The sequence below is a fragment of the Leucobacter sp. NPDC058333 genome (genome assembly GCF_042726155.1).
Lineage (GTDB): Bacteria > Actinomycetota > Actinomycetes > Actinomycetales > Microbacteriaceae > Leucobacter.
On sequence record NZ_JBHXHV010000001.1, the window covers coordinates 349,958 to 369,574 of the forward strand.

The 19,617-nt window shown below is 67.8% G+C and carries 20 protein-coding genes; 9 read left to right on the forward strand and 11 right to left on the reverse strand.

Translation table 11 applies throughout. The features are described 5' to 3' along the window. Positions 1-9: 9 nt before the first annotated feature. The 3 genes from ACFWHR_RS01580 to ACFWHR_RS01590 form a co-directional block, all read right to left on the reverse strand. A complete protein-coding gene (locus ACFWHR_RS01580) occupies positions 10-1,419 on the reverse strand; it encodes an amidase (protein WP_382446511.1) in 1,410 nt (469 codons plus the stop codon). Between the two features lie 93 nt (positions 1,420-1,512). Further along, positions 1,513-2,466 carry an Lrp/AsnC family transcriptional regulator gene (locus ACFWHR_RS01585; protein ID WP_382446512.1) on the reverse strand — a complete coding sequence of 318 codons (954 nt, stop codon included), beginning with the start codon at positions 2,464-2,466 and terminating at the stop codon, positions 1,513-1,515. Positions 2,467-2,546: 80 nt separating this feature from the next. Next, complete coding sequence (locus ACFWHR_RS01590; protein WP_382446513.1) at positions 2,547-3,122, reverse strand: TetR/AcrR family transcriptional regulator; 576 nt, start codon at positions 3,120-3,122, stop codon at positions 2,547-2,549. Between the two features lie 60 nt (positions 3,123-3,182). On the opposite strand from ACFWHR_RS01590, the gene ACFWHR_RS01595 reads away from it, so the two are divergent. Beyond that, positions 3,183-4,361, forward strand: coding sequence for an MFS transporter (locus ACFWHR_RS01595; protein ID WP_382446514.1), 1,179 nt, complete (start codon positions 3,183-3,185; stop codon positions 4,359-4,361). A 186-nt stretch (positions 4,362-4,547) separates the two neighbouring features. Here the strand turns inward: ACFWHR_RS01595 and ACFWHR_RS01600 are convergent, their stop codons facing one another. After that, positions 4,548-5,306 carry a GntR family transcriptional regulator gene (locus ACFWHR_RS01600; protein WP_382446515.1) on the reverse strand — a complete coding sequence of 253 codons (759 nt, stop codon included), beginning with the start codon at positions 5,304-5,306 and terminating at the stop codon, positions 4,548-4,550. Positions 5,307-5,493: 187 nt separating this feature from the next. Between ACFWHR_RS01600 and ACFWHR_RS01605 the strand changes: the two genes are divergently transcribed. The 6 genes from ACFWHR_RS01605 to ACFWHR_RS01630 all read left to right on the forward strand — a co-directional run bounded on the left by ACFWHR_RS01605 (position 5,494) and on the right by ACFWHR_RS01630 (position 12,377). Beyond that, positions 5,494-6,426, forward strand: coding sequence for a phosphate/phosphite/phosphonate ABC transporter substrate-binding protein (locus ACFWHR_RS01605; protein WP_382446516.1), 933 nt, complete (start codon positions 5,494-5,496; stop codon positions 6,424-6,426). Between the two features lie 93 nt (positions 6,427-6,519). Then, positions 6,520-7,401: a phosphonate ABC transporter ATP-binding protein gene (gene phnC / locus ACFWHR_RS01610; protein WP_382446517.1), complete on the forward strand. Its 882-nt coding sequence runs from the start codon at positions 6,520-6,522 to the stop codon at positions 7,399-7,401. Then, the gene (locus tag ACFWHR_RS01615) at positions 7,398-9,176 is read left to right on the forward strand and encodes a PhnE/PtxC family ABC transporter permease (protein WP_382446518.1); all 1,779 of its coding nucleotides are present in this window, start codon (positions 7,398-7,400) and stop codon (positions 9,174-9,176) included. The genes phnC and ACFWHR_RS01615 overlap by 4 nt, the downstream gene beginning before the upstream one ends. Beyond that, positions 9,152-10,330: a TIGR03364 family FAD-dependent oxidoreductase gene (locus ACFWHR_RS01620; protein ID WP_382446519.1), complete on the forward strand. Its 1,179-nt coding sequence runs from the start codon at positions 9,152-9,154 to the stop codon at positions 10,328-10,330. Before ACFWHR_RS01615 ends, ACFWHR_RS01620 begins: the two co-directional genes overlap by 25 nt. A 14-nt stretch (positions 10,331-10,344) precedes the next feature. After that, positions 10,345-11,154: a phosphonatase-like hydrolase gene (locus ACFWHR_RS01625; RefSeq protein ID WP_382446520.1), complete on the forward strand. Its 810-nt coding sequence runs from the start codon at positions 10,345-10,347 to the stop codon at positions 11,152-11,154. 80 nt (positions 11,155-11,234) lie between these two features. Then, positions 11,235-12,377 carry a zinc-binding dehydrogenase gene (locus ACFWHR_RS01630; protein WP_382446521.1) on the forward strand — a complete coding sequence of 381 codons (1,143 nt, stop codon included), beginning with the start codon at positions 11,235-11,237 and terminating at the stop codon, positions 12,375-12,377. A gap of 91 nt (positions 12,378-12,468) precedes the next feature. Here the strand turns inward: ACFWHR_RS01630 and ACFWHR_RS01635 are convergent, their stop codons facing one another. The 7 genes from ACFWHR_RS01635 to paaA all read right to left on the reverse strand — a co-directional run bounded on the left by ACFWHR_RS01635 (position 12,469) and on the right by paaA (position 17,599). Further along, positions 12,469-12,837 (reverse strand): PaaI family thioesterase, encoded by a 369-nt coding sequence (locus ACFWHR_RS01635; RefSeq protein ID WP_382447741.1) that lies wholly within the window; start codon positions 12,835-12,837, stop codon positions 12,469-12,471. A 101-nt stretch (positions 12,838-12,938) separates the two neighbouring features. Continuing rightward, on the reverse strand, positions 12,939-13,736 hold the full coding sequence (locus tag ACFWHR_RS01640) for an enoyl-CoA hydratase/isomerase family protein (protein ID WP_382446522.1): 798 nt from the start codon (positions 13,734-13,736) through the stop codon (positions 12,939-12,941). A gap of 17 nt (positions 13,737-13,753) precedes the next feature. After that, positions 13,754-14,857 carry a 1,2-phenylacetyl-CoA epoxidase subunit PaaE gene (paaE, locus tag ACFWHR_RS01645; RefSeq protein ID WP_382446523.1) on the reverse strand — a complete coding sequence of 368 codons (1,104 nt, stop codon included), beginning with the start codon at positions 14,855-14,857 and terminating at the stop codon, positions 13,754-13,756. A gap of 36 nt (positions 14,858-14,893) precedes the next feature. Then, on the reverse strand, positions 14,894-15,403 hold the full coding sequence (gene paaD, locus ACFWHR_RS01650; RefSeq protein ID WP_382446524.1) for a 1,2-phenylacetyl-CoA epoxidase subunit PaaD: 510 nt from the start codon (positions 15,401-15,403) through the stop codon (positions 14,894-14,896). Continuing rightward, complete coding sequence (gene paaC, locus ACFWHR_RS01655) at positions 15,397-16,287, reverse strand: 1,2-phenylacetyl-CoA epoxidase subunit PaaC (RefSeq protein WP_382446525.1); 891 nt, start codon at positions 16,285-16,287, stop codon at positions 15,397-15,399. The genes paaD and paaC overlap by 7 nt, the downstream gene beginning before the upstream one ends. After that, the gene (gene paaB / locus ACFWHR_RS01660; protein ID WP_382446526.1) at positions 16,284-16,589 is read right to left on the reverse strand and encodes a 1,2-phenylacetyl-CoA epoxidase subunit PaaB; all 306 of its coding nucleotides are present in this window, start codon (positions 16,587-16,589) and stop codon (positions 16,284-16,286) included. Before paaB ends, paaC begins: the two co-directional genes overlap by 4 nt. A gap of 41 nt (positions 16,590-16,630) precedes the next feature. Continuing rightward, positions 16,631-17,599, reverse strand: coding sequence for a 1,2-phenylacetyl-CoA epoxidase subunit PaaA (paaA, locus tag ACFWHR_RS01665; RefSeq protein WP_382446527.1), 969 nt, complete (start codon positions 17,597-17,599; stop codon positions 16,631-16,633). Positions 17,600-17,780: 181 nt separating this feature from the next. Here paaA and paaI point away from each other — a divergent pair, with 181 nt between their 5' ends. Both paaI and ACFWHR_RS01675 read left to right on the forward strand, forming a co-directional pair. Further along, on the forward strand, positions 17,781-18,248 hold the full coding sequence (paaI, locus tag ACFWHR_RS01670) for a hydroxyphenylacetyl-CoA thioesterase PaaI (RefSeq protein ID WP_382446528.1): 468 nt from the start codon (positions 17,781-17,783) through the stop codon (positions 18,246-18,248). A 60-nt stretch (positions 18,249-18,308) separates the two neighbouring features. Beyond that, the gene (locus tag ACFWHR_RS01675; RefSeq protein ID WP_382446529.1) at positions 18,309-19,610 is read left to right on the forward strand and encodes an AMP-binding protein; all 1,302 of its coding nucleotides are present in this window, start codon (positions 18,309-18,311) and stop codon (positions 19,608-19,610) included. Positions 19,611-19,617 lie beyond the last annotated feature (7 nt).

Here is a 19,617-nt window from a genome sequence, read left to right on the forward strand (position 1 = left end):
GAGGCGGTATCACTCAATGGCGGGAGCGAGCTTCGCGAACCCGGTGATGGCCTCGTAGGCGCGCGCGAGGCCGAGTAGCCGGTGGTCTGAGCCGTGTGCGGACACCATCTGCAGGCCCACCGGCAGCCCTTCCGGAGTGAACCCCGCGGGCACCGACAGGGCGGGTACGCCGAGCATGGTCACGGTCGTTGCGGCGCGCATCCAGTCGAGGTAGTGCTGCTGCGGCTCCCCGGCGACCGTCTCGGGGTAATCCCACTCAATGGGAAACGGCGTCACCGTTACGGCGGGCGCGAGCAGCACGTCGTAGTCCCCGAAAAACCGGGCGGCGCCCCGCATGAGCGTGGACTGGCGCTCCTGCGCGCGCATCAGGTCGCGAGCGGTGAGGGTGCGTCCGAGGCGAATGTTCCACGCGAGGCGATCGTTGAAGTCTTCGGGATCCGAATCGAGGGTGTCGCCCCACTCTGCCTCAAACTCGGCGGCGCGCAACTGCACGAACGCCTCCGCCGCGCCATTCAGATCGGGGGACGCCTCTTCGACGTGCGCACCCTGCTCGACGAACACCGCGGCGGCGCGAGCAAGCACGTCGCGTACGTCGGATTCGACCGGCACTTGGCCGCCGAAGTTCGGGGCCCACGCGACGCGCAGCCCGCGCAACCCGCGCAGGCCGCGGTCGTCAGTCTCAAACCGCGCCAGCCGCGTGGGATCAGCGACCGGGGTGCGTGCGTCTGCGCGCCCAATCACGGACAGCAGCAGCTCAACATCATCGACCGTACGGCCCATCGGCCCGGCGGTCGTGAGCGGTGTGAGCAGATTGTTGGCCTCGGCGGGGGGAACGACGCCGTATGAGGGCCGCAGCCCCACGATGTTGCAGAACGATGCCGGATTGCGCAGGGAGCCGCCCATGTCGCTGCCGTCGGCGAGGGTCACCTGCCGTGCCGCGAGCGCAGCAGCGGCCCCGCCGCTACTGCCACCCGCCGAGCGGTCGGGCGCATAGGGATTGCGGGTCGCCCCGAATACGCGATTGACCGAGTGCGAGCCGGCCGCATACTCGGGGACGTTGGTCTTGCCGATCACAATCGCGCCGGCGTCACGCATGCGGCGCACGTGCAGTGCATCGTGGTCGGGCACGTGATCGGCATGGCGAATAGAGCCGTACGTCGTGCGCATGCCAGCGGTGTCGTGCGTATCTTTGATGCCGACGGGGAGGCCGAAAAGCGGCAGCTCCGCGCTCGGACCCTGACGATCGAGTTCGGCGGCGCGACTCAGCGCGCCCGCCGCGTCGACGGTGACCATCGCGTTCACCCGGGCACCGCGTTCGATGCTGTTCAGGTGTTCGGTGACCACCTCCACCGCGCTGACCTCGCGCGCTCCGAGCGCTCTGCGAAGCTCGGTCGCGGTGAGCTCGACCAGGTTTCCCATGGCGTACGTCCAATCATCATTGACTTACCTTTACGGACAGTCAGTCAATCATGACTTCTGAAAAATGCCAAGCGAGATTGTGAAACTATGTTTTTACGCCTTCGCTGGAATCCTGCGTCCGCTCCGCTTGGCGACCCGCGTGATCAGCGAGGGGTGGAGTGAGCGCACCACTTTCGTCCAATCGCCGTGCAACAGCTCGCGGGTGTGGGGCATGTCCCGGGTGTTGAGGTGCGCGATGAGCGAGTGCTCGCCAAGCAGTTCGGCGACGTAGCGGCTCTCGGGGAGCGCTGCGATTGCCTCGCCCACCTCGCGCACGTCTTCGGGGGCGCAATCGATGCGCAAGCACGTTTCGATGCCGAAACCGAGCAGTGCAGGATCCAACAGCACTCGTGTCGCAAACACATCTCTGGCGTGCAAATCGATCAGCCGCTTGCGCGCGGTCGGTTCAGTGACGCCGGCGAGTTCGGCGAGCTCGGTGACGCCGACTCGGCCGTCGTGTTCGAGTGCGTCAACGATCGCGGAGTCGGAAGCATCAAGAGTCTCAGGTGGCGCGGTTGACTCCTCGCCGCGGGGCTGATTGCCGAGCCGCAGCGACTCTTCGGGGGACAGAATGCAGGGTCGCCAGTGCGCGTTCGTCTTGAAGTAGTGCAGCACCGGCGTCGCTGAAACCTCGAGCACACCGGCGAATGCCGGGATGACGGAGAGTGTCATCGTGCTGAGGTCAAATGCCTGCTCGTGTACCTCGACCAGCAGGCTTGAGGGGTTCGCGAGCACGAGCACGTACACGACTCCAGGGTGCTGCGAGAGCTCGTCGGCCAGGGACTCCAGGCGTGACGGCTTGCACGCGATCTCGATCACGCAGGTCGGGCCGAGGTTTCGCAGGCCCACCACGCTGACGAGGCCAGACTCCAGCAGATCCTTGCCGCGTCGCGCCACCGTTCTGAGCGGTTCATCGAGCGCGCGCGCGATGCTGCTCCACGAGGCCCTGCCGTCGGCCTGCAGGGCGCCGATGATGCGGCGATCCAGCTCAGAAAGCACTTCGGTCACGTGGCGACCTCCTCAGTTCGTGTACTCAGTAAATCGTAGTGAGCCGCTAATGAGTGTGGGGTGGGTGAGCGCCAATTCGGCTACTCGCCGCCAACGATCCCGCGCACCGCGCGCTCGACGACGGCGCGATCCGGCGGGGCGCCGACGAAGGCGCGATGCAGATTCCAGCCCTCCATGAGGGCGTCGAGTGCCGACGTCGTACCGGGGTCGAAGTGTCCGCGCAGGGTCACCGCGGTGACATCGAGCCAATCTCGGCTGAGGGCGGCGACGCGCGAATTGTGGTTCGCGAACGCGTACATCTCGGCGAGCCCGCGCATTTGATCGGGCGTGGGGCCGCGGTCGCCCGAGATGAGTTCGACGATCGCGGTGACGGCTTCCGTGCGGGATCGCGCCGCACCCAGTACGTCCCGGTGTTCGGTGGCGATGCGGTGTTGTAGGAGGGCAAATGCCTCCTCGAGGAGCTCGGTGAGGCCCGAAAAATAGTACGTCATTGAGCCGAGCGGCACACCGGCGCACTCTGCGACGACGCGGTGACTCGTGCCGTGCACGCCGCGCTCGATAATCGTCTCGAGTGCCGCAGCGATGATGACGTCGCGGCGCCCGCCGCTCGCGCGAACGCCTGCTTGCGTCGGGGATTGATCTCGCGCCGCTGACATGTGTACGATCGTACATCTCAACTCATGTGTACGAACGTACAAGAATGCGGAGGTGGCGCGGTGCGCGCACGTCAGATCGCCCTCGCGATCCTCTTTTTGGTTCCCGGCCTCGGAATTTCATCGTGGGTGACCCGCACGCCAGCCATTCGCGATGCGATAGGGGCGTCGACCGCCGAGATGGGGCTCGTGCTGTTCGGGCTCGCCGCGGGATCAATGGTCGGGATTCTGGGCGGAGGGCCGCTGGTGCTTCGGCTCGGGGCCAGGCCGCTCATCGCCGCCGGGATGTCGTGCGTTGTGCTGTGCATGCCGGTGATCGGCGTCGGCGCGGTCACTGGATCTCCGGTGCTCGTGACAGTCGGACTGTTTCTCTTCGGCTTCGGCATGGGCGGCGCCGAAATCGCGATGAACGTCGAGGGCGCGGCTATCGAGAGCGAAACGGGCCGCACGTTCTTGCCTGCCATGCACGGCTTCTTCAGCCTCGGCACCGTCATTGGTGCGACGGCGGGCATCGCGTTCACGGCCTGGAACTTCCCCGTGCTGTGGCACCTGCTCATTGTCGGTGCGATTGCTCTCGTCGGGGTTGCCTTCGCGATCGGCCGGCTGCCCAGCGCGACGGGAAAGACCGGCGTGATCGGCTCGGACATTTTGGGGGACGCGCCCCGCACACCCGTGTGGAAAGACCGGCGGCTGCTGCTGATCGGTGCGGTCGTGCTCGCGATGGCGCTCGCCGAGGGCACCGCGAACGACTGGCTGCCGCTCATCATGGTCGACGGGCACGGGCTCGACCCCGCGTGGGGGTCTGCGATGTACGCGATCTTCGCCGCGGCGATGACGGCGGGCCGGTTCTTTGGGGGTGCAGCGGTCACCCGGTTCGGGCGCGGGCCAGTGCTCGGGGCGAGCGCGCTCTTCGCGGCGGCCGGGCTCGCAACGGTGTCGCTCGTCGACAACTGGATCGTCGCGCTTATCGCGGTGGTCTTCTGGGGGCTCGGTGCCTCGCTGGGGTTCCCGGTCGCGCTCTCGGCGGCCGGCGACTCTGGCCCCGAGTCGGCGAAGCGGGTTTCGCTGGCCGCAACCGTCGGCTATGTCGCGTTTCTTGTCGGCCCGCCAGCGCTCGGGCTCATCGGCGAGGCGGTGTCACTGCGCGGCGCGCTGCTCGCGCCCATGGTGCTGGTGCTGCTCGCGGTGTTCTGCACCCCGGCCGCGGGCACCCGAACTCGCGCCCTAGCCCCAACCCCCTAACCCCCCCCCTAACCCCCCCCTAACCCTCCCCTCCCTCCCCTCTCACTCCTCCCCTCCCTCACCCCCCGCTGCGCCCCCTTCTGTCGTCCCAAATGATCCCTTCGCGAAGCTGATCGGATCATTTGGGACGACAGAAAGAGAGGGGCGAGGGGGTAGGGGGGCAGGGCGGGGGGGGGGGGGCTTGAGCTAGGGGGTGAGGCCTCTGAGGTAGGGGGCTCCGGGGGCCGGGCGGGTCTGCGGGTCAGGGGTCGCGAGGGTGAAGCGCACGATGTCGCTGCGGTAATGATCGTCCGAGACCTCCGTGATGCGTCCCTCGGAGTCGCGGGAGACGCGGTGCAGGCGCAGGATCGGCGACCCTTCGGCCACGCCGAGCAACTCGCCGTCGAGCGGCTCGGCGGCGATCGCGTCGATCTCGTGGGTGACCCCGCCCCGCAAGAACCCTGCGTCGGCGAGCAGCTCAGTGATTGAGACGCGATCGAGGTCGTGCGTGAAGAGCACCCGGCCGACCTCCTCCGTGTAGACGAGTCGCTCAAGCATCGTCGGCCGACCATCGAGTAAGCGGAGCCTGAGTACTTCGACCACGGCATCACCCACGGCGATCCCGAACTCTTCGGCGATGCTCGCGTCGGAGCGTCTGCGTGAGATGTGCTGCGTGACCGCTCCGGGCACCGCACCGATGCTTTCGGCCCAGCGCGTGAACGGGATGTTCACGTCGAGCGCCTGCGCTGGTTCCCGCCGGGCGACGCGAGCGGGCCGTCCGCGACCCGTGTCGACGAGCCCCTCGGCTTTGAGCGTAGCCAGCGCATTGCGTACGGGGCCGCGAGAGGTCTGCCACAGCTCGGAGAGCTCTGCCTCGGTCGGCACATCGGCGCCGGGCGCGAGCTGCCCTGAAACGATGCGCTCGCGCAGCTCGTCGGCGATCCTCAAGTAGACAACTTTGCTCACGTAGGCAGCTTAACCTCGATGGCATCCGCCGTCCCGGGGTAAACACAGCGTCACCAACTGTTCAACTGAAGCGAGCAGCCGGTGAACAGGCGCTGAATCCTCGCGAGATAGGTATATTTCCGCGGCACGCGATGTCATCGTGGTTCCCGGTTCGTACACGCTCGTACCTCATCTGTGAAAGGCAATTATGAAGCTCCGCGCACTCAAGTCGACCGCCGCCCTGGCGGCCGTCGCGTTCCTCGGCCTCGGCCTCGCCTCCTGTGCCAACTCGGCCGACGCTGCCGAGGGCGGCAGCAGCTCGAGCACCGACGGCGCGTTCGCCGTCGGTTCCGAGACACTCGTCTTCGGCGTCGTGCCCGACTCGGTCGACACCGAGACGAACTACCAGCCCCTCATGGATTACATCGCGCAGGAGACCGGCAAAACAGTCGAATACCACGAGTCGACCGACTACGCGGCGCTCATCGAGGGGGCGATCGCGGGCAAGATCGACATCGCCTCGTTCTCGGGCTTCACCTATGTCACGGCGACGAACAACGGCGCCGAGCTCACCCCGATCTCGTCGATCGTGACGGACGAGGGGCAGGAGCCCGGATACTTCTCGCAGGCGATCGTGCCGACCGCCAGCGACATCACGTCGATTGATGACTTTGCGGGCAAGAAGGTCTGCTTCGTCGATCCGTCGTCGACGTCGGGCTACCTCTTCCCGAGCTACAACCTGCTCGAGGCCGGCATCGACCCCGAAAAGGACATCACGCCGGTGTTCGCTGGGAAGCACGACGTGAGCGTGCAGAAGGTCGGCGAGGGTGTCGAGTGCGAGGTCGGCTTCGCTGAAGACAGTGAGGTCGAAAAGTCCGACAGGGTCAAGGTCATCGACGAGACGATGGTGCCCGGAGCCCCGATCGTGATGGCGAACGCCCTGCCGAAGGACCTGCAGACCCAGCTCGTCGACCTCCTTGGCGAGGTGACGATCGACGACATTATCAAGTCGGGCGTCGACGGCGCCGACAGCGATGCATTCCGCGCGACGTTCTACTCCACCGAGCCCGTCGATGACGAGTACTACAACACGATTCGCGACATCTGCAAGGAAACCAACGCCGAACAGTGCCAGGCGTAAGCCACGCATTTTCCCGGGCATAACCCGGGCGTAACCCGCGCATAACCGGGCAAAACCCAGCCCGATCATCCGACTGCTCGAGAGGCCGACACCATGCATGAGAACCCCACCGCACCAGTGCTCCGTCTGACGGGGCTCACGAAGCGATACGCCGAGACCACCGCGCTCGACGCGGTCGACCTGCGGGTCGATCGCGGGGAGATCGTCGTGTTGCTCGGCCTCTCGGGATCGGGCAAGTCCACCCTGCTGCGCCACATCAACGGGCTTGAAACGCCGACGGCAGGTGCCGTCGAGGTGCTCGGCGAATCGGTACCGCAGCTGAGTGGGCGAAGGCTGCGCGAACTGCGCAGCCGCGTCGGCTTCATCTTTCAGCAGTTCGAGCTCGTCGGGGCGCTCACGGTGCTCGAAAACGTGCTGAGCGGGGCGCTCGGCACCCTGCGCGGGCCGCGCCTCGGGCTCTTCAGTTACCCCCGCGCGCTGAAGCGCCGCGCACTCGGGCACCTCGATCGCGTAGGGCTGCTGGATCGCGCCTACCAGCGCGCCGACACCCTTTCGGGCGGGCAACAGCAGCGCGTCGCCATCGCCCGCGCGCTGATGCAGAACCCCGAGGTGCTGCTGGCCGACGAGCCGGTCGCGTCGCTCGACCCCGAGTCGAGCGCGCAGGTGATGGCGCTCATTCGCGAGATCGCGGCGGCCGACGGGCTGACCGTCGTGTGCAGCCTGCACCAGGTTGACCTCGCCATCTCGTGGGCGGATCGCATCGTCGGCCTGCGCCACGGCGCCCGCGTGCTCGACCTGCCCGCTGAGGGTCTCAGCCGCGCTGAGGTGATGGAGATCTACGGCCGCGTCGCGACGTCGACGGGCGAGCTCGAAGCCGTGGAGCGGGAGCTGCGGACCGCGGGCGCCGCTGGTACCGCTGTCCCGGCCGCTGCCGCCACTGCAGTCAGCGCCGCGCAGCCGGAGCTGGTGCGATGACGCTGCTCGCCGCTCCGGGAAACGCGGGAGGCACCGGCAGGACCGGCAGCCCCAGTGCACCCAGTGAACCTGGCAGCCCCGCCCACGCCGATCTCGAACGCCGCGCGCCAGCCCAGCGCCGCGACCCGCAGCGCATCGCCGCGGGCGTCTCCCTCGTGATCCTCCTCGTGCTCGCGATCATCGCGCTGACGCGCGTCGACATCTCGATCCCTGGCATGTTCGAGAGCGCGTCGAACGCCGAGCGATTCTTCGCCCGCGTGGGTTCCCTGAAGTTCCCCGAACCGGCCGAGCTGCTGCACCTCACCGTGCTCACGGTCGGCCTCGTGCTCACCGGCACGGTGCTCGCCGCCGCGCTCTCGGTGCCGGTTGCCTATCTCGCGGCGGCCAACACCTCGCCGAGCCCCGGATGGCGCGCCCTCGCCCGCTTCGTCGGCGTCTTGACCCGCGCAGTGCCCGATGTCGTGCTCGCGATGGTCTTCGTGCTGCTCTTCTCGCTTGGCTCACTGCCCGGCATTCTGGCGATCGGCATTCACTCCATCGGCATGATCTCGAAGCTGTTCGCCGACGCGATCGAGCAGATCGACGAGGGCCCGCGGCTGGCCGTGCGCGCCGCCGGCGGCTCGAAGCTGCAGGAGTTCACCGTCGGTATCTTGCCGCAGGTGCTGCCGTCGTGGGTCGCCACCGTGCTGCACCGCAACGACATCAACCTGCGCGGTTCGGTCGTGCTCGGCTACGTCGGCGTCGCCGGTCTGGGCCTCGAAATGTCGCACGCGTTCAAATCGTTGAACTACGGGCTCGGGCTCGGCATCGCACTCGTGATCTTCGTGCTCTGCGTCGTGATGGAGGTCGTCTCAAGCGCGGTGCGCGTCACCATGCTCGGCGAGCAGGCGGGCAAGGGCGTGTTCGTCAAGCTGTTGTCTCACGCAGGGTCGGGCGGGGCGGCTCGCGGATCGGCGCCGACCGCCGATCCGCGCTTCGCCTCCGTCGACTCGGCGCTGCGCCGCCCCTGGCCTGCGGCACGGGTGCGCAACACCGCCGCAGCCTGGCTCGCGCTCGCCGTCGTTATCGCGGGCGTGATCGTGAGCGGCATCGTGTGGAGCGACTTCTTCACGTTCTGGGCGAAGCTGCCAGCGGTCGCAGCGTCATTCTGGCCCCCGAACTTCGGCAACTACGGGTTCGCGACAATCTTCGCCGCGATGGTTGAGACGGTCGAGATCGCGCTCGCTGCGACGCTGCTGACGTTCATCGCGTCGGTCGTGATCGGCTCGCTCGCGGCCAGAAACGTTGCGCCGAACCCGGCGACGCGATCCGGATTCCGCTTGCTGCTCGTCGGTATTCGCGGCATTCCCGAGCTGATTCTCGCGATCGTGCTCATCGTGATCACGGGACTCGGTGCGCAGGCGGGCACCATCGCGCTCGCGTTCGGCGGTATCGGGTTGCTCGGCAAGCTCATCGCCGACTCACTCGAGGAGGTGCCGCGCGGGCCAGAGCGCGCTCTGATCGCCAATGGCGCGAGCCGCACGCAGATGTACTTCGGTGCGACCGTGCCGCAGGGCGCGCAGGCGCTGATCGGGCACACGTTCTACCTGCTCGACACGAACGTGCGCGCCGCGACGCTGCTCGGCATCGTCGGCGGTGGCGGCGTCGGCTACTACCTGCTGAACGCGGGGCAGGGCTCGAACTACCAGCTCGTGGGGTCGATCGTGCTCATGATTCTCGTCGTCGTGTTGTGCGTCGAGGGCCTCGCGATGTGGCTGCGGAAGGCGCTGCGATGATTGGCGGCGGCGCGCAATTCAGTTCGGGATCGGCGCCCGGCGGCTGCTTCGATGTCGCGGTCGTGGGGTCCGGCATCGTCGGGCTCGGCGCCGCATACGCTGCTGTCAGGCGCGGGCTGAGCGTAGTCGTGATCGAGCGCGGCGCGCGCATCACGGGGGCGACCATCCGCAACTTCGGTCACCTCTGCATTGGCGCGCAGACGGGGGAGGCCCGCGGCTACGCCGACGCCGCCCGGGAGCTCTGGCTGCGGCTCGCGCGCGATGCCGGGTTCTGGCTGCGCGAGTCGGGCACGCTCATCGCGGCGCGGCACGACGACGAGTTCCGGCTGATCGAGGCGGCGGCAGCGGGTGGCGGGATCCGGCTGCTCGATGCCCAGGAACTTGCCGACGCCGCGCCCGTGGCGCCCGGGGTCGCGGTGGGAGGTGGCGTGATCGAGACCGATCTGCAGACTGACCCGCGTGTCGCAGCGGATCGTATCGCGGGGTTTCTCGCGGCGCGCGGCGTCGAGTTTCGCATGCGCACCTCAGCGACCGGCGTCTCGAGCGGGCGCGTCGACACCACGCGCGGCAGCGTCAGTGCGGGCACCGTCGTGGTCGCTGTTGGGCACGACATCGACCAGCTGCTGCCCCACGTCGCCGACGATGCCGAGGTAGAGCGCTGCGCGCTCGACATGATGCGCGTGCAGGCCGCGCTGCCGAAACCACTCGGGGCCCCGCTACTCACCGGATGGTCGCTCGTGCGGTACGGCCGGTTCGCGCGGTTGCCAGAGGCGGTGTTCGTGCGCGAGCACTTGCACCGCCAGCGGCCCGACCTCGCCGCGATCGACCTGAACCAGATGTACACGCAGCTGCCCGACGGCAGCCTGCTGCTCGGCGACACCCACGTGCGCGACAGCGTCGCCTCGCCTTTCCAGTCGGAGGACGCGCAGCAGGCCATTCTCGACGAGGCGAGCGCGCTGTTCGGCATCGCGGCGCCGCGCGTCATTGAGCGGTGGCAGGGCGTGTACGCGAGCGCGCCGCGCGACTTCTTGCGCTGCGAACTGGATCCCGGCGTGTACGCGCTCGCCGTCACGACTGGGATCGGCATGACCTGCGGTCTCGGATTTGCCGAACACGTGGTCGCCGCCGCGACCGATATTTCTGCACCAGCTTGAGAACAGGATCTCCGATGACTCTTCACCCAGCTCCCGCTGTATCAGCGCTCGCTCCGATCGAACTCGTTGTGCTCGACATGGCCGGCACCACCGTGCTCGACGACGGGGTCGTCGAGCTCGCCTTCACCCGCGCGAACGAGCGCACCGGCGTCGCGGCGAACATGCCGTGGGACGACGCCCTCAACTACGTGCGCCGCACCATGGGCCAGTCGAAAATCGACGTCTTCACGCACCTCGCTGGCGGCGACCTCGAGCTGGCGCACGAGGCGAACACCGCCTTCGAAACCGCCTACGGCGAACTCGTCGCTGAGCACGGCGTCGAAGAGATTCCCGGCGCCGCCGACGTGATTGCCGAATTGCGCGACGCTGGCTTGAAAGTCGCGCTCACCACGGGCTTCGCGCCCGCGACGCGCGACGCCATTCTCGACGGGCTCGGCTGGCAATACCTCGTCGACGTGGCGCTCTCGCCCATTGACGCCGGCCGTGGTCGGCCGGCACCCGACCTCGTGCTGACCGCCCTGATGCGCACCGACTCCCACTCGGTGGATCGCGTCGCGGTGATCGGGGACACGGCGAGCGATATCGCCTCGGGGCGCCGCGCCGGTGCCGGATTCGTCGCCGGCGTGCTCAGTGGCGCCCACGACCGCGCGACCCTGGAGGCCGCGGGTGCTGACGAGGTGCTCGAGGACGTGACGGCCCTGCGAGCCACGAGGCTGCTCCTCCCGACCGCGGTCTCACCCGCGCTCTCGCCCGCCCCCCAGCCCCAGCCCCAGCCCGTCGAGTCGCCCGTTCTGTCGTCGCAAATCGGCGCATCAGCCTCGTGAAGGGATTGTTTGCGACGACAGAAGAGGGGGATGTGGGCTCGGGGGACCGGGGCTCGGGGGACGGGGGCCCGGGAATTGGCATGGTGTTTCTTGGGGGTGGTCTCGGGCACGAGGCGCGGGAGGTTGCGCACGTCGAGCTGGGGAACGCCGATGTGCTCGTGCGTGTGGAACTTGCGACTGTGTGCGGATCCGACGTGCACACCGTGCTCGGGCACCGCGACGAGCCTGTCCCGCTCGTGCTCGGTCACGAGGCCGTCGCCCGCGTCGTGCGGGTGGGCGAAGCTGCGCGCTACGTCGACGGCACACCCGTGGCACTCGGTGACCGCGTCGTCTGGTCTATCTCCGTGCACTGCAGTGCGTGCGACCGGTGCGAACGCGGACTCACGCAGAAGTGTCGCACCCTGCGGAAGTACGGCCACACCCGCTTCGGCGCCCCCGCCTCAGGCACGTCAGCCTGGCAGCTGAGCGGCGGATTCGCGACGCACGTCCACCTGCTCGCAGGCACTTCACTACTGCGGGTGGCGGAGGACGTGCCCGCGGCCGTACTTGCTCCGGCGGGCTGCGGGATCGCGACGGCCCACGCCGCGCTCGCCGCCGCGTCGCGCACGGTGCCGCTTGGCGTGGACGTGGGTGCGCCGGGTGGTCGGAGCTTCTCGGGAGTTTCTGGCATCTCCGTGCTCGTGACCGGTGCTGGGCTCATCGGGCTCGCGGTGACCGCGATGGCGACCGAGCGCGGTGCGGCCGTGACGGTGTCGGACCCGGACCCGGATCGGCGCGCGTGGGCCCGGCGATTCGGTGCCGCACACGTGGTCGATCCGCTCGCGCACGCGGGCGAGACGGCGGACTCCTCTGATCCGGGCGAATACGACGTCGTGATCGATGCCTCTGGGTCGCCCGCGGCGGTCGCGGCCGGGCTCGACGCCGTCGCGGTGGGTGGCGCGGTCGTCTGGGTGGGCAGCGTGTTTCCGGCGGACGCGGTGCCGGTGGTTCCCGAGCGGGTAGTGCGCGGACTCGTCACCATTACCGGGGTGCACAACTACGTCGCGTCAGACCTTGCGGGCGCCGTCGAGTTTCTGACGAGAAACTGGCGCGAGTATCCGTTCGCGGAGCTCGTCGGTGCAGAGTTCGACCTCGCCCAGATCGACGCGGCCGTGGCCCGCGCCGCTGAGCACCGCGAGGTGCGGGTGGGTGTGCGCCCGGGCTCGATGCCCCACCCTCGGTAAGAGATTCGCCTTCGGTGAGGTGGCTCGCAGAAGAAGGAGCGCACCGAAGCCGAATCCCTCACCGAACGGGGGCCCTGAAGTGGCTGTGTAGTTAGAGGTCGGTGCGGGCGTGATCCGGCATCGCCTTGATCATGTTGCTCATGCGCATCGTGCAGCATCGCCGCCCCTGGTCATCGGTCACCACGATCTCGTGCACCGCGAGGCTGCCGCCGAGATGCACGGGAGTGCACACCGCAGTGACGTACCCCTCGGTCGCCGATCGGGTGTGGGTCGCGTTGATGTCGACGCCGACCGCGAGGCGGCCTGGCCCGGCGTGCAGGTTCGCAGCGAGCGATCCGAGCGTCTCGCCGAGCACCACGTAGGCGCCGCCGTGCAGAAAGCCGACCGTCTGCCGATTGCCGAGCACCGGCATGCGCCCCACAGTGCGCTCGACGGTGAACTCGAGAAACTCGATCCCCATGGCTTTCGCCAGTTCGCCGGCGCCATTCTCAGCGACCCAGTTGCCTGCGCCGCCAGCCCCGCTGACGCCGCCTACGTTGCCAGCGCCGGTGTCAGCGCCGGTCACGAGCGCGCCTCGCCGCGGCCGCCGGTGAAGACCGGTCGCCGCTTCTGCTGAAACGCTGCGAAACCCTCGCGGTAGTCGTCGGTGTCGCAGAGCGCTGCCTGCACGCGCGTCTCCGCGGCCATCGAGTCCCAGAGGCCAATGCGCTCGTCGCGAAGCGAAGCGACCAGAGCCTTCGACGCGAGAAACGCCTCGGTCGCTCCCTGCGCCGCGCTCGCCGCAGCGGCACGGGTCGCTTCGAGCACATCAGCGTCGGGGAACGACCGCGAGAACAGTCCGGCGACGACCGCCTCAGATCCCGACATCAGGCGCCCCGTGTAGATCAGGTCGAGCGTGCGGTGCGCGCCGAGCCGCTCGAAGAACAGTGCGTGCCCACCGGAGTCGAGCGTCGCGCCGAGATTCGCGAAGGGGCTGCCGATCTTCGCCGACTCAGCCACGTACACGACGTCGGTCGCGATGAGCAGGCCGAGCCCGACACCGAGGCACGCGCCCTGTGCCGCGGCGAACGTCGGGGCAGGGAAACGGCTCATGCGTTCGAGCAGCGGCTGCACGAGCCCGTCGAGGTATCCGAGCACGTCATCGGTGCGCGGGTCGACGCCCGAGATATCGCGCCCGGCGCAGAACGCGCGGCCGTCACCGCGCAGCACGAGCGCCCGAACGCGCTGCCGTTCGGCCTCGTCGTAGGCTTCGGCGAGCTCGCGGATATCGGCGGGAGCGAGCGCGTTCAGGCGATCCGGCGCAGCGAGCGTGATTTCGGCGACGCCGTCGGAGATGGCGAGAGTGACCGTGCGATTCATGCGGGGCTCCGATCGGGTTACGCGTCGTAGTCGACGACCACGCGGTCGGACTGCGGATGGGATTGGCAGGTGAGCACGTAGCCGCGGTCGATCTCGTCGGACTCGAGCGCGTAATTCTCGGTCATCGAGACCGAACCGGTGACGACGCGGGCGCGACAGGTGCCGCAGACTCCGCCCGCGCAGGCGAACGGCACATCGCTGCGCACGCGAAGCGCCGCGTTCAGGATCGTCTCGTGCGCGCTGACCGGGCTCTCGACCGAGGCCGAAGTGCCGTCGAGCGTGAAATCGATGGTCACGGTTTGCTCGCCCGTGCGCAGCTCGACGGGGCGCGCCCGCGTCGGCGCCGGCTCCCCGGTTGAGAAGAGTTCGAAGCGGACGTGCGACGGGTCGACGCCGTGTTCCGCGAGCAGGTCGCGGCAGAGCTGTACGAGTTCGAATGGGCCGCACAGCACCCACTCGTCGGCCATCGCAACCGGAATCACCGTCTGCAAGATGGTGCGCATTCGCTCCTCGTCGAGGCGGCCAGACATGATCGGGGCCGAACGCTGCTCGCGCGAGAGCACGTGGTGAATGGCGAAGCGCGTCGGAAAGCGGTCTTTCAGGTCGGCGAGCTCCTCGACGAACATTACGTCGAGCGACGAGCGATTCGTGAACAGCAGGTCGAACCTGCTGGTCTCGCTGCGGGTCAGCACCCGGTGCGCCATCGTGATAATCGGAGTGATGCCAGAACCCGCCGCGATGCCGACGACGTGCCGTCCGTCGAGTTCTTCGAGGTTCGAGGTGAACGCCCCCTGCGGGGTCATTACCTGCAGCGTGTCACCCGCGCGCAACGACTCGTTCGCCCAGCTTGAGAAGCGGCCGCCGAGGTCCCGCTTGATCGCCACGGAGATGCGGCCGGGCGTCGGCGGGCGGCAAATGGAATAGGAGCGGCGCAGATCTTCGCCGTCGAGGGTGGTGCGTAGCGCGAGGTACTGACCCGCGAGGTATGTGAACTCCGGTGCGAGCTCGCCGGGCACGTCGAACGTGACCTCAACGCTCGATTCGGTGAGGGCGCGCACCTCGGCAACACGCAGTTCGTGGAACGTCGCGCGCTTCTTTGCGCTGAGATTGATGGCGGCCATGGTGCTCCTTCGGCGGAACCGGTGGGTACGTGGTCTCTAGTGAACTTTGAAGTAGTCGAAGGGTTCGAGGCAGTCGCGGCACTCGTAGAGCGCCTTGCACGACGTTGATCCGAAGCGGGCGATTTCTCGCGTGTGCGTCGAGTGGCAGCGCGGGCACTTCACCGCGAGTGACACCGAGATGGGGCCCTGATGCGCTGCGGCGCGGAAGTTCGGCGGTGCGATGCCGTACGCCTCGAGTTTGCGCTTGCCGTCGTCTGTCATCCAGTCGGTAGTCCAGGCGGGGCTGAGCGTCGTGTCGACCCGCACGCGGTCGTACCCGGCCTCGCGCAACCTCGAGGTGACGTCGGCCCGCATCTGGTCGATCGCGGGGCAGCCAGAGTAGGTCGGCGTGAGCACGACCCGCACCTCGGTGTCTGCGGTGACGACGGAGCGGAGCACGCCCAGGTCTTCGATGGTAAGCACGGGCACCTCGGGATCCGGCACCTGCGCCGCGATATCCCACGCCCGCGCCGCCTCGGTGTCTGCCGGGCGCAGTGCGGTTACCATGACGCGTCCGGGTGACGGCGGGGAAGCCACTGCATCTCCGCGAGAATGTAACCGAGCCGGGTGCTGTGCTCGCCCGCTCGACCGCGCGCAAGCGCGGGCTGCACGTCGGGCGTCTCAAGCTCTGCCTCGGCGAGGACGGTGCCGACGGTGCGGTCGAAACCGGCGCGAAGGGCGCTCGGGCGGGCGGCGACTCCGGCGATACCGCTGCCTCCGGCGACATCTGTGCCACTGGCGGCACCCGCGAGCGAGTCGCTCAGCGCGTCGTCGGCGAACAGCTCATCGACGTGCGGCCAGACGTCACGCAGCGACACCGTGATGCGGCCGCGCGATTCGTCGGTGCCGAGTGCGAGCCGAATGATCCACTGCGAGGCGTGGTCGAGGTGATAGCGCACCTCGCGCTCGGCCTTGCCCGCGATCGCGCGGAGCGTCGCATCGCTGCTCTGCTGCAGCTCGCGGTAGAGCTCCGCCTGGTACGCCGAGAACACGAACTGACGGGCGATCGTGTCGCCGTAGTGCCCGTTCGGCTGCTCGACGAGCCAGCAGTTGCGAAACTCGGGTTCGTCGCGCCAGAACGCGAGATCGTCTTCGCTGCGACCGGAGGCGCTGCCCGCGTAGTGCAGCAGCGAGCGAGCGTGGCCGAGCAGATCGAGCGCGATGTTACTCAGCGCCAGATCCTCTTCGAGCTCGGGCCCGCGGGAGACCCACCAGCCGAGCTGCTGGGCGAGAATGAGCGCGTCGTCGCCGAGGCGCAGGGCGTACTCAGCGACCTCGGGTGGTGCGATTTCGCCAGCTCCGGTCAGCTCATCTGAGAGCTCCAGGTCGTCGACGCTGACGTCGCCGTGGTGATCGACCGACTCAGCGTGCGTGTCTACGGTTCCGCTCACAGGTGCTTCACCCCCTCGGCGCGCGAGTAATACACGGCGTGACGGAAGTTCTTACCGGCGGGAGATTCAAAGAAGACGCCCTTGGAGTCTGGGTCGCTCGTCGTGATCGCCGCTGCTGGCACCACCCAGATCGAGACGCCCTCGTGGCGTCTGGTGTAGAGGTCACGGGCGTTGCGCAGCGCCATAGCCTCGTCTGGGGCGTGCAACGAACCCGCGTGCACGTGGCTGAGGCCACGGTTGGCGCGAATGAACACCTCCCACAGTGGCCAGGACTCGGTGCCCATCTCTCCGGGTGTCGACATCTTCGTCTCCTTGTACGTACTGCTCGTGAATGTGGGCGGCGTTAGGCCGCGAAGCGGCGACGATCCTGCGTCTTCTGCGCGTAGGCCGCCGCGGCCTCGCGCACCCAGGCGCCGTCATCGTGAGCCTGACGCCGGTGGCGCAGACGCTCGGCGTTCGCGGGGCCGCGACCGGCGAGCACCGCTTCGAACTCTGACCAGTCGATCTCGCCCATGATCCACTGCCCCGTGGTCTCGTCGTAGCGCAGGTCGGCGTCGGGGCACTCCAGCCCGAGCGCCTCGAACTGCGGCACGCACATGCCGACGAACCGCTGACGCAGCTCGTCATTCGAGAACCGCTTGATCTTCCAGGCCATCGACTGCGCCGAGTTCGGCGACGCGTCGTCGCTCGGGCCGAACATCATGAGCGACGGCCAGTACCAGCGGTTCACGGCGTCTTGAGCCATCTGCTTCTGCTCTGGGGTGCCGTGCGAGAGCTCGTAGAGAATCTCGAACCCCTGCCGCTGGTGGAACGACTCCTCTTTGCAGATGCGCACCATTGCGCGGCCGTACGGACCGTACGACGCGCGGCAGAGCGGCACCTGATTGCAGATCGCGGCGCCGTCGACGAGCCAGCCGATGGCGCCCATGTCGGCCCACGTCGGGGTGTGGTAGTTGAAGATCGACGAATAGCGGGCGCGGCCGGCGATCAGCGCGTCGGTCATTTCTTCGCGCGTGATGCCGAGGGTCTGGGCCGCTGAGTAGAGATAGAGCCCGTGCCCTGCCTCGTCTTGCACCTTGGCGATCAGAATTGACTTGCGCTTCAGGCTGGGCGCGCGCGTGATCCAGTTCGCCTCTGGCTGCATACCGATGATCTCGGAGTGCGCGTGCTGCGAGATCTGCCGAATCAGGGTGCGCCGGTACTTCTCGGGCATCCAGTCGCGCGGCTCGATGCGCTGTTCGGCGGCGATCAGCGCATCGAAGCGCTCCTGCTCGGCCGCCTCGGTCAGTGCGTCAGGTGCCGTCGCTGCCATCTGGTGCCTCCTTGCGTCGGTGCGTGAGTGGGTCACATCGCGGTTGGTCTCGCCATGTGCGGACCTGTGGTGGTAGAGTTCCCAGTGGAATTACTGACCGACCATTCAGTCAGTATACGCACCCCGAGTCGCATCCGCAAAGAGGACCGCGGCTCACCGATTCGACGCAATGGAGCGCCACATGAGTTCACCGATGAACGTCTCGCAACTGGAGGGCATTGAGGATCGCATTGACTTCGATCCGAGCTGGTCGGCAACGGCGATGCTGCGCACGGACACGACGAAGTCGGAGTTCGGTATTCGCCTCATCGCGCTAGAGCGCGGTCGGGCCGAACTCGCGATGGTCGTGCGCGACGACATGGTGAACGGCTTCGGCATCACCCACGGCGGCATGGTGTTCACGCTCGCCGATACGGCGTTTGCGTACGCTTGCAATGAGGGGGTGAACGCCGTCGTTGCCTCGGGTGCCGACATCACGTTCACGCGCGCGAGCCGGGCCGGCGACACGCTGACGGCGCTCGCGGAGCGCCGCTGGGTTGAGGGTCGCAATGGGCTGTACGACATCACCGTGCGCAATCAGCACGGCGACACGATTGCAGAGTTCAGAGGCCGTTCGTTCGCCACGAACCGTGCGCTGCCCGTGGAATAGCGCTGAGCCGCCCACCCCCGCCCCCAAGACTCAATATTTCAACGACGAAAGAGTGACGACATGAAGACCGCGACCCTCACCGAAGCGCCTGGCCTGCACGCGGAAGAGCGGCTGACGCGACCCGAGCTCGAAGCGCTGCAGCTGGAGCGCCTGCAGTGGACGGTGCGTCACGCTTACGACAACGTGCCCTTCTACCGCCAGAAGTTCACCGAGGCCGGAGTGCACCCCGACGACATTCGCACGCTCGCCGACATCGAGCGGCTGCCGTTCACCACGAAGAGCGACCTGCGCGACCACTACCCGTTCGGCCTCTTCGCGGTGCCGATGGATCAGGTGCGGCGCCTGCACGCCTCCTCGGGCACCACGGGGCGCCTCACCGTCGTGGGATACACCGACACCGATCTCGCCAACTGGGCTGACCTCATTGCCCGCTCCCTGTACGCCGCGGGCGTGCGCCCGGGCTGGCGGGTGCACAACGCCTACGGTTACGGCCTCTTCACGGGCGGCCTTGGCGCGCACGCGGGCATCGAGCGGCTGGGCTGCACGGTTATTCCGATGTCGGGCGGCCAGACGGAGAAGCAGGTGCAACTGATTCACGACTTCGAGCCCGACGCGATCATGTGCACCCCGAGCTACCTACTGACCATCGCCGACGCGTTTGAGCGCGCGGGTCTCGACCCCCGGGCGACGAGCCTGAAGGTTGCAATCTGCGGTGCTGAGCCGTGGACTGAGGCGATGCGCCGCGAGCTCGAGGAGCGCATGAACATTCGCGCCGTCGATATCTACGGCCTCTCCGAGATGATGGGCCCGGGCGTCGGAAGCGAGTGCGTCGAGACGCAGGACGGCCCGCATATCTGGGAGGATCACTTTCTCCCCGAGATCATCGACGAGCAGCTGCAACAGGTCAGTGACGGCGTCACCGGTGAGCTGGTGTTCACGACCCTCACGAAAGAGGCGTTCCCCATGATCCGCTACCGCACGCGCGACCTCACCTCGCTGCACCCCGGCACCGGCAGGCCAGCACACCGCCGCATCGCGAAGATCACGGGTCGCAACGACGACATGATCATCTTGCGCGGCGTGAATCTCTTCCCCACGCACATCGAGGAGATCGCGTGCGAGGTCGATGGCCTCACAAGCCATTTTGTGCTGGAGCTCACAAAGCGAGGGGCGCTGGATCAACTGACGATCAAGATCGAGGCCGAGCCCGCGTGTGCACCAGAGGTGGCCGCCGCCGCGCTTGCGCTGCTGCAGAAGCGCGTGAAAGATCGCATCGGAGCGACGATCGCGGGCGAGATCGCCCCGACGGGCAGTCTGCCCCGCTCCGAGGGCAAGCTGAAGCGGGTGTACGACCTGCGGTAGATTTGCT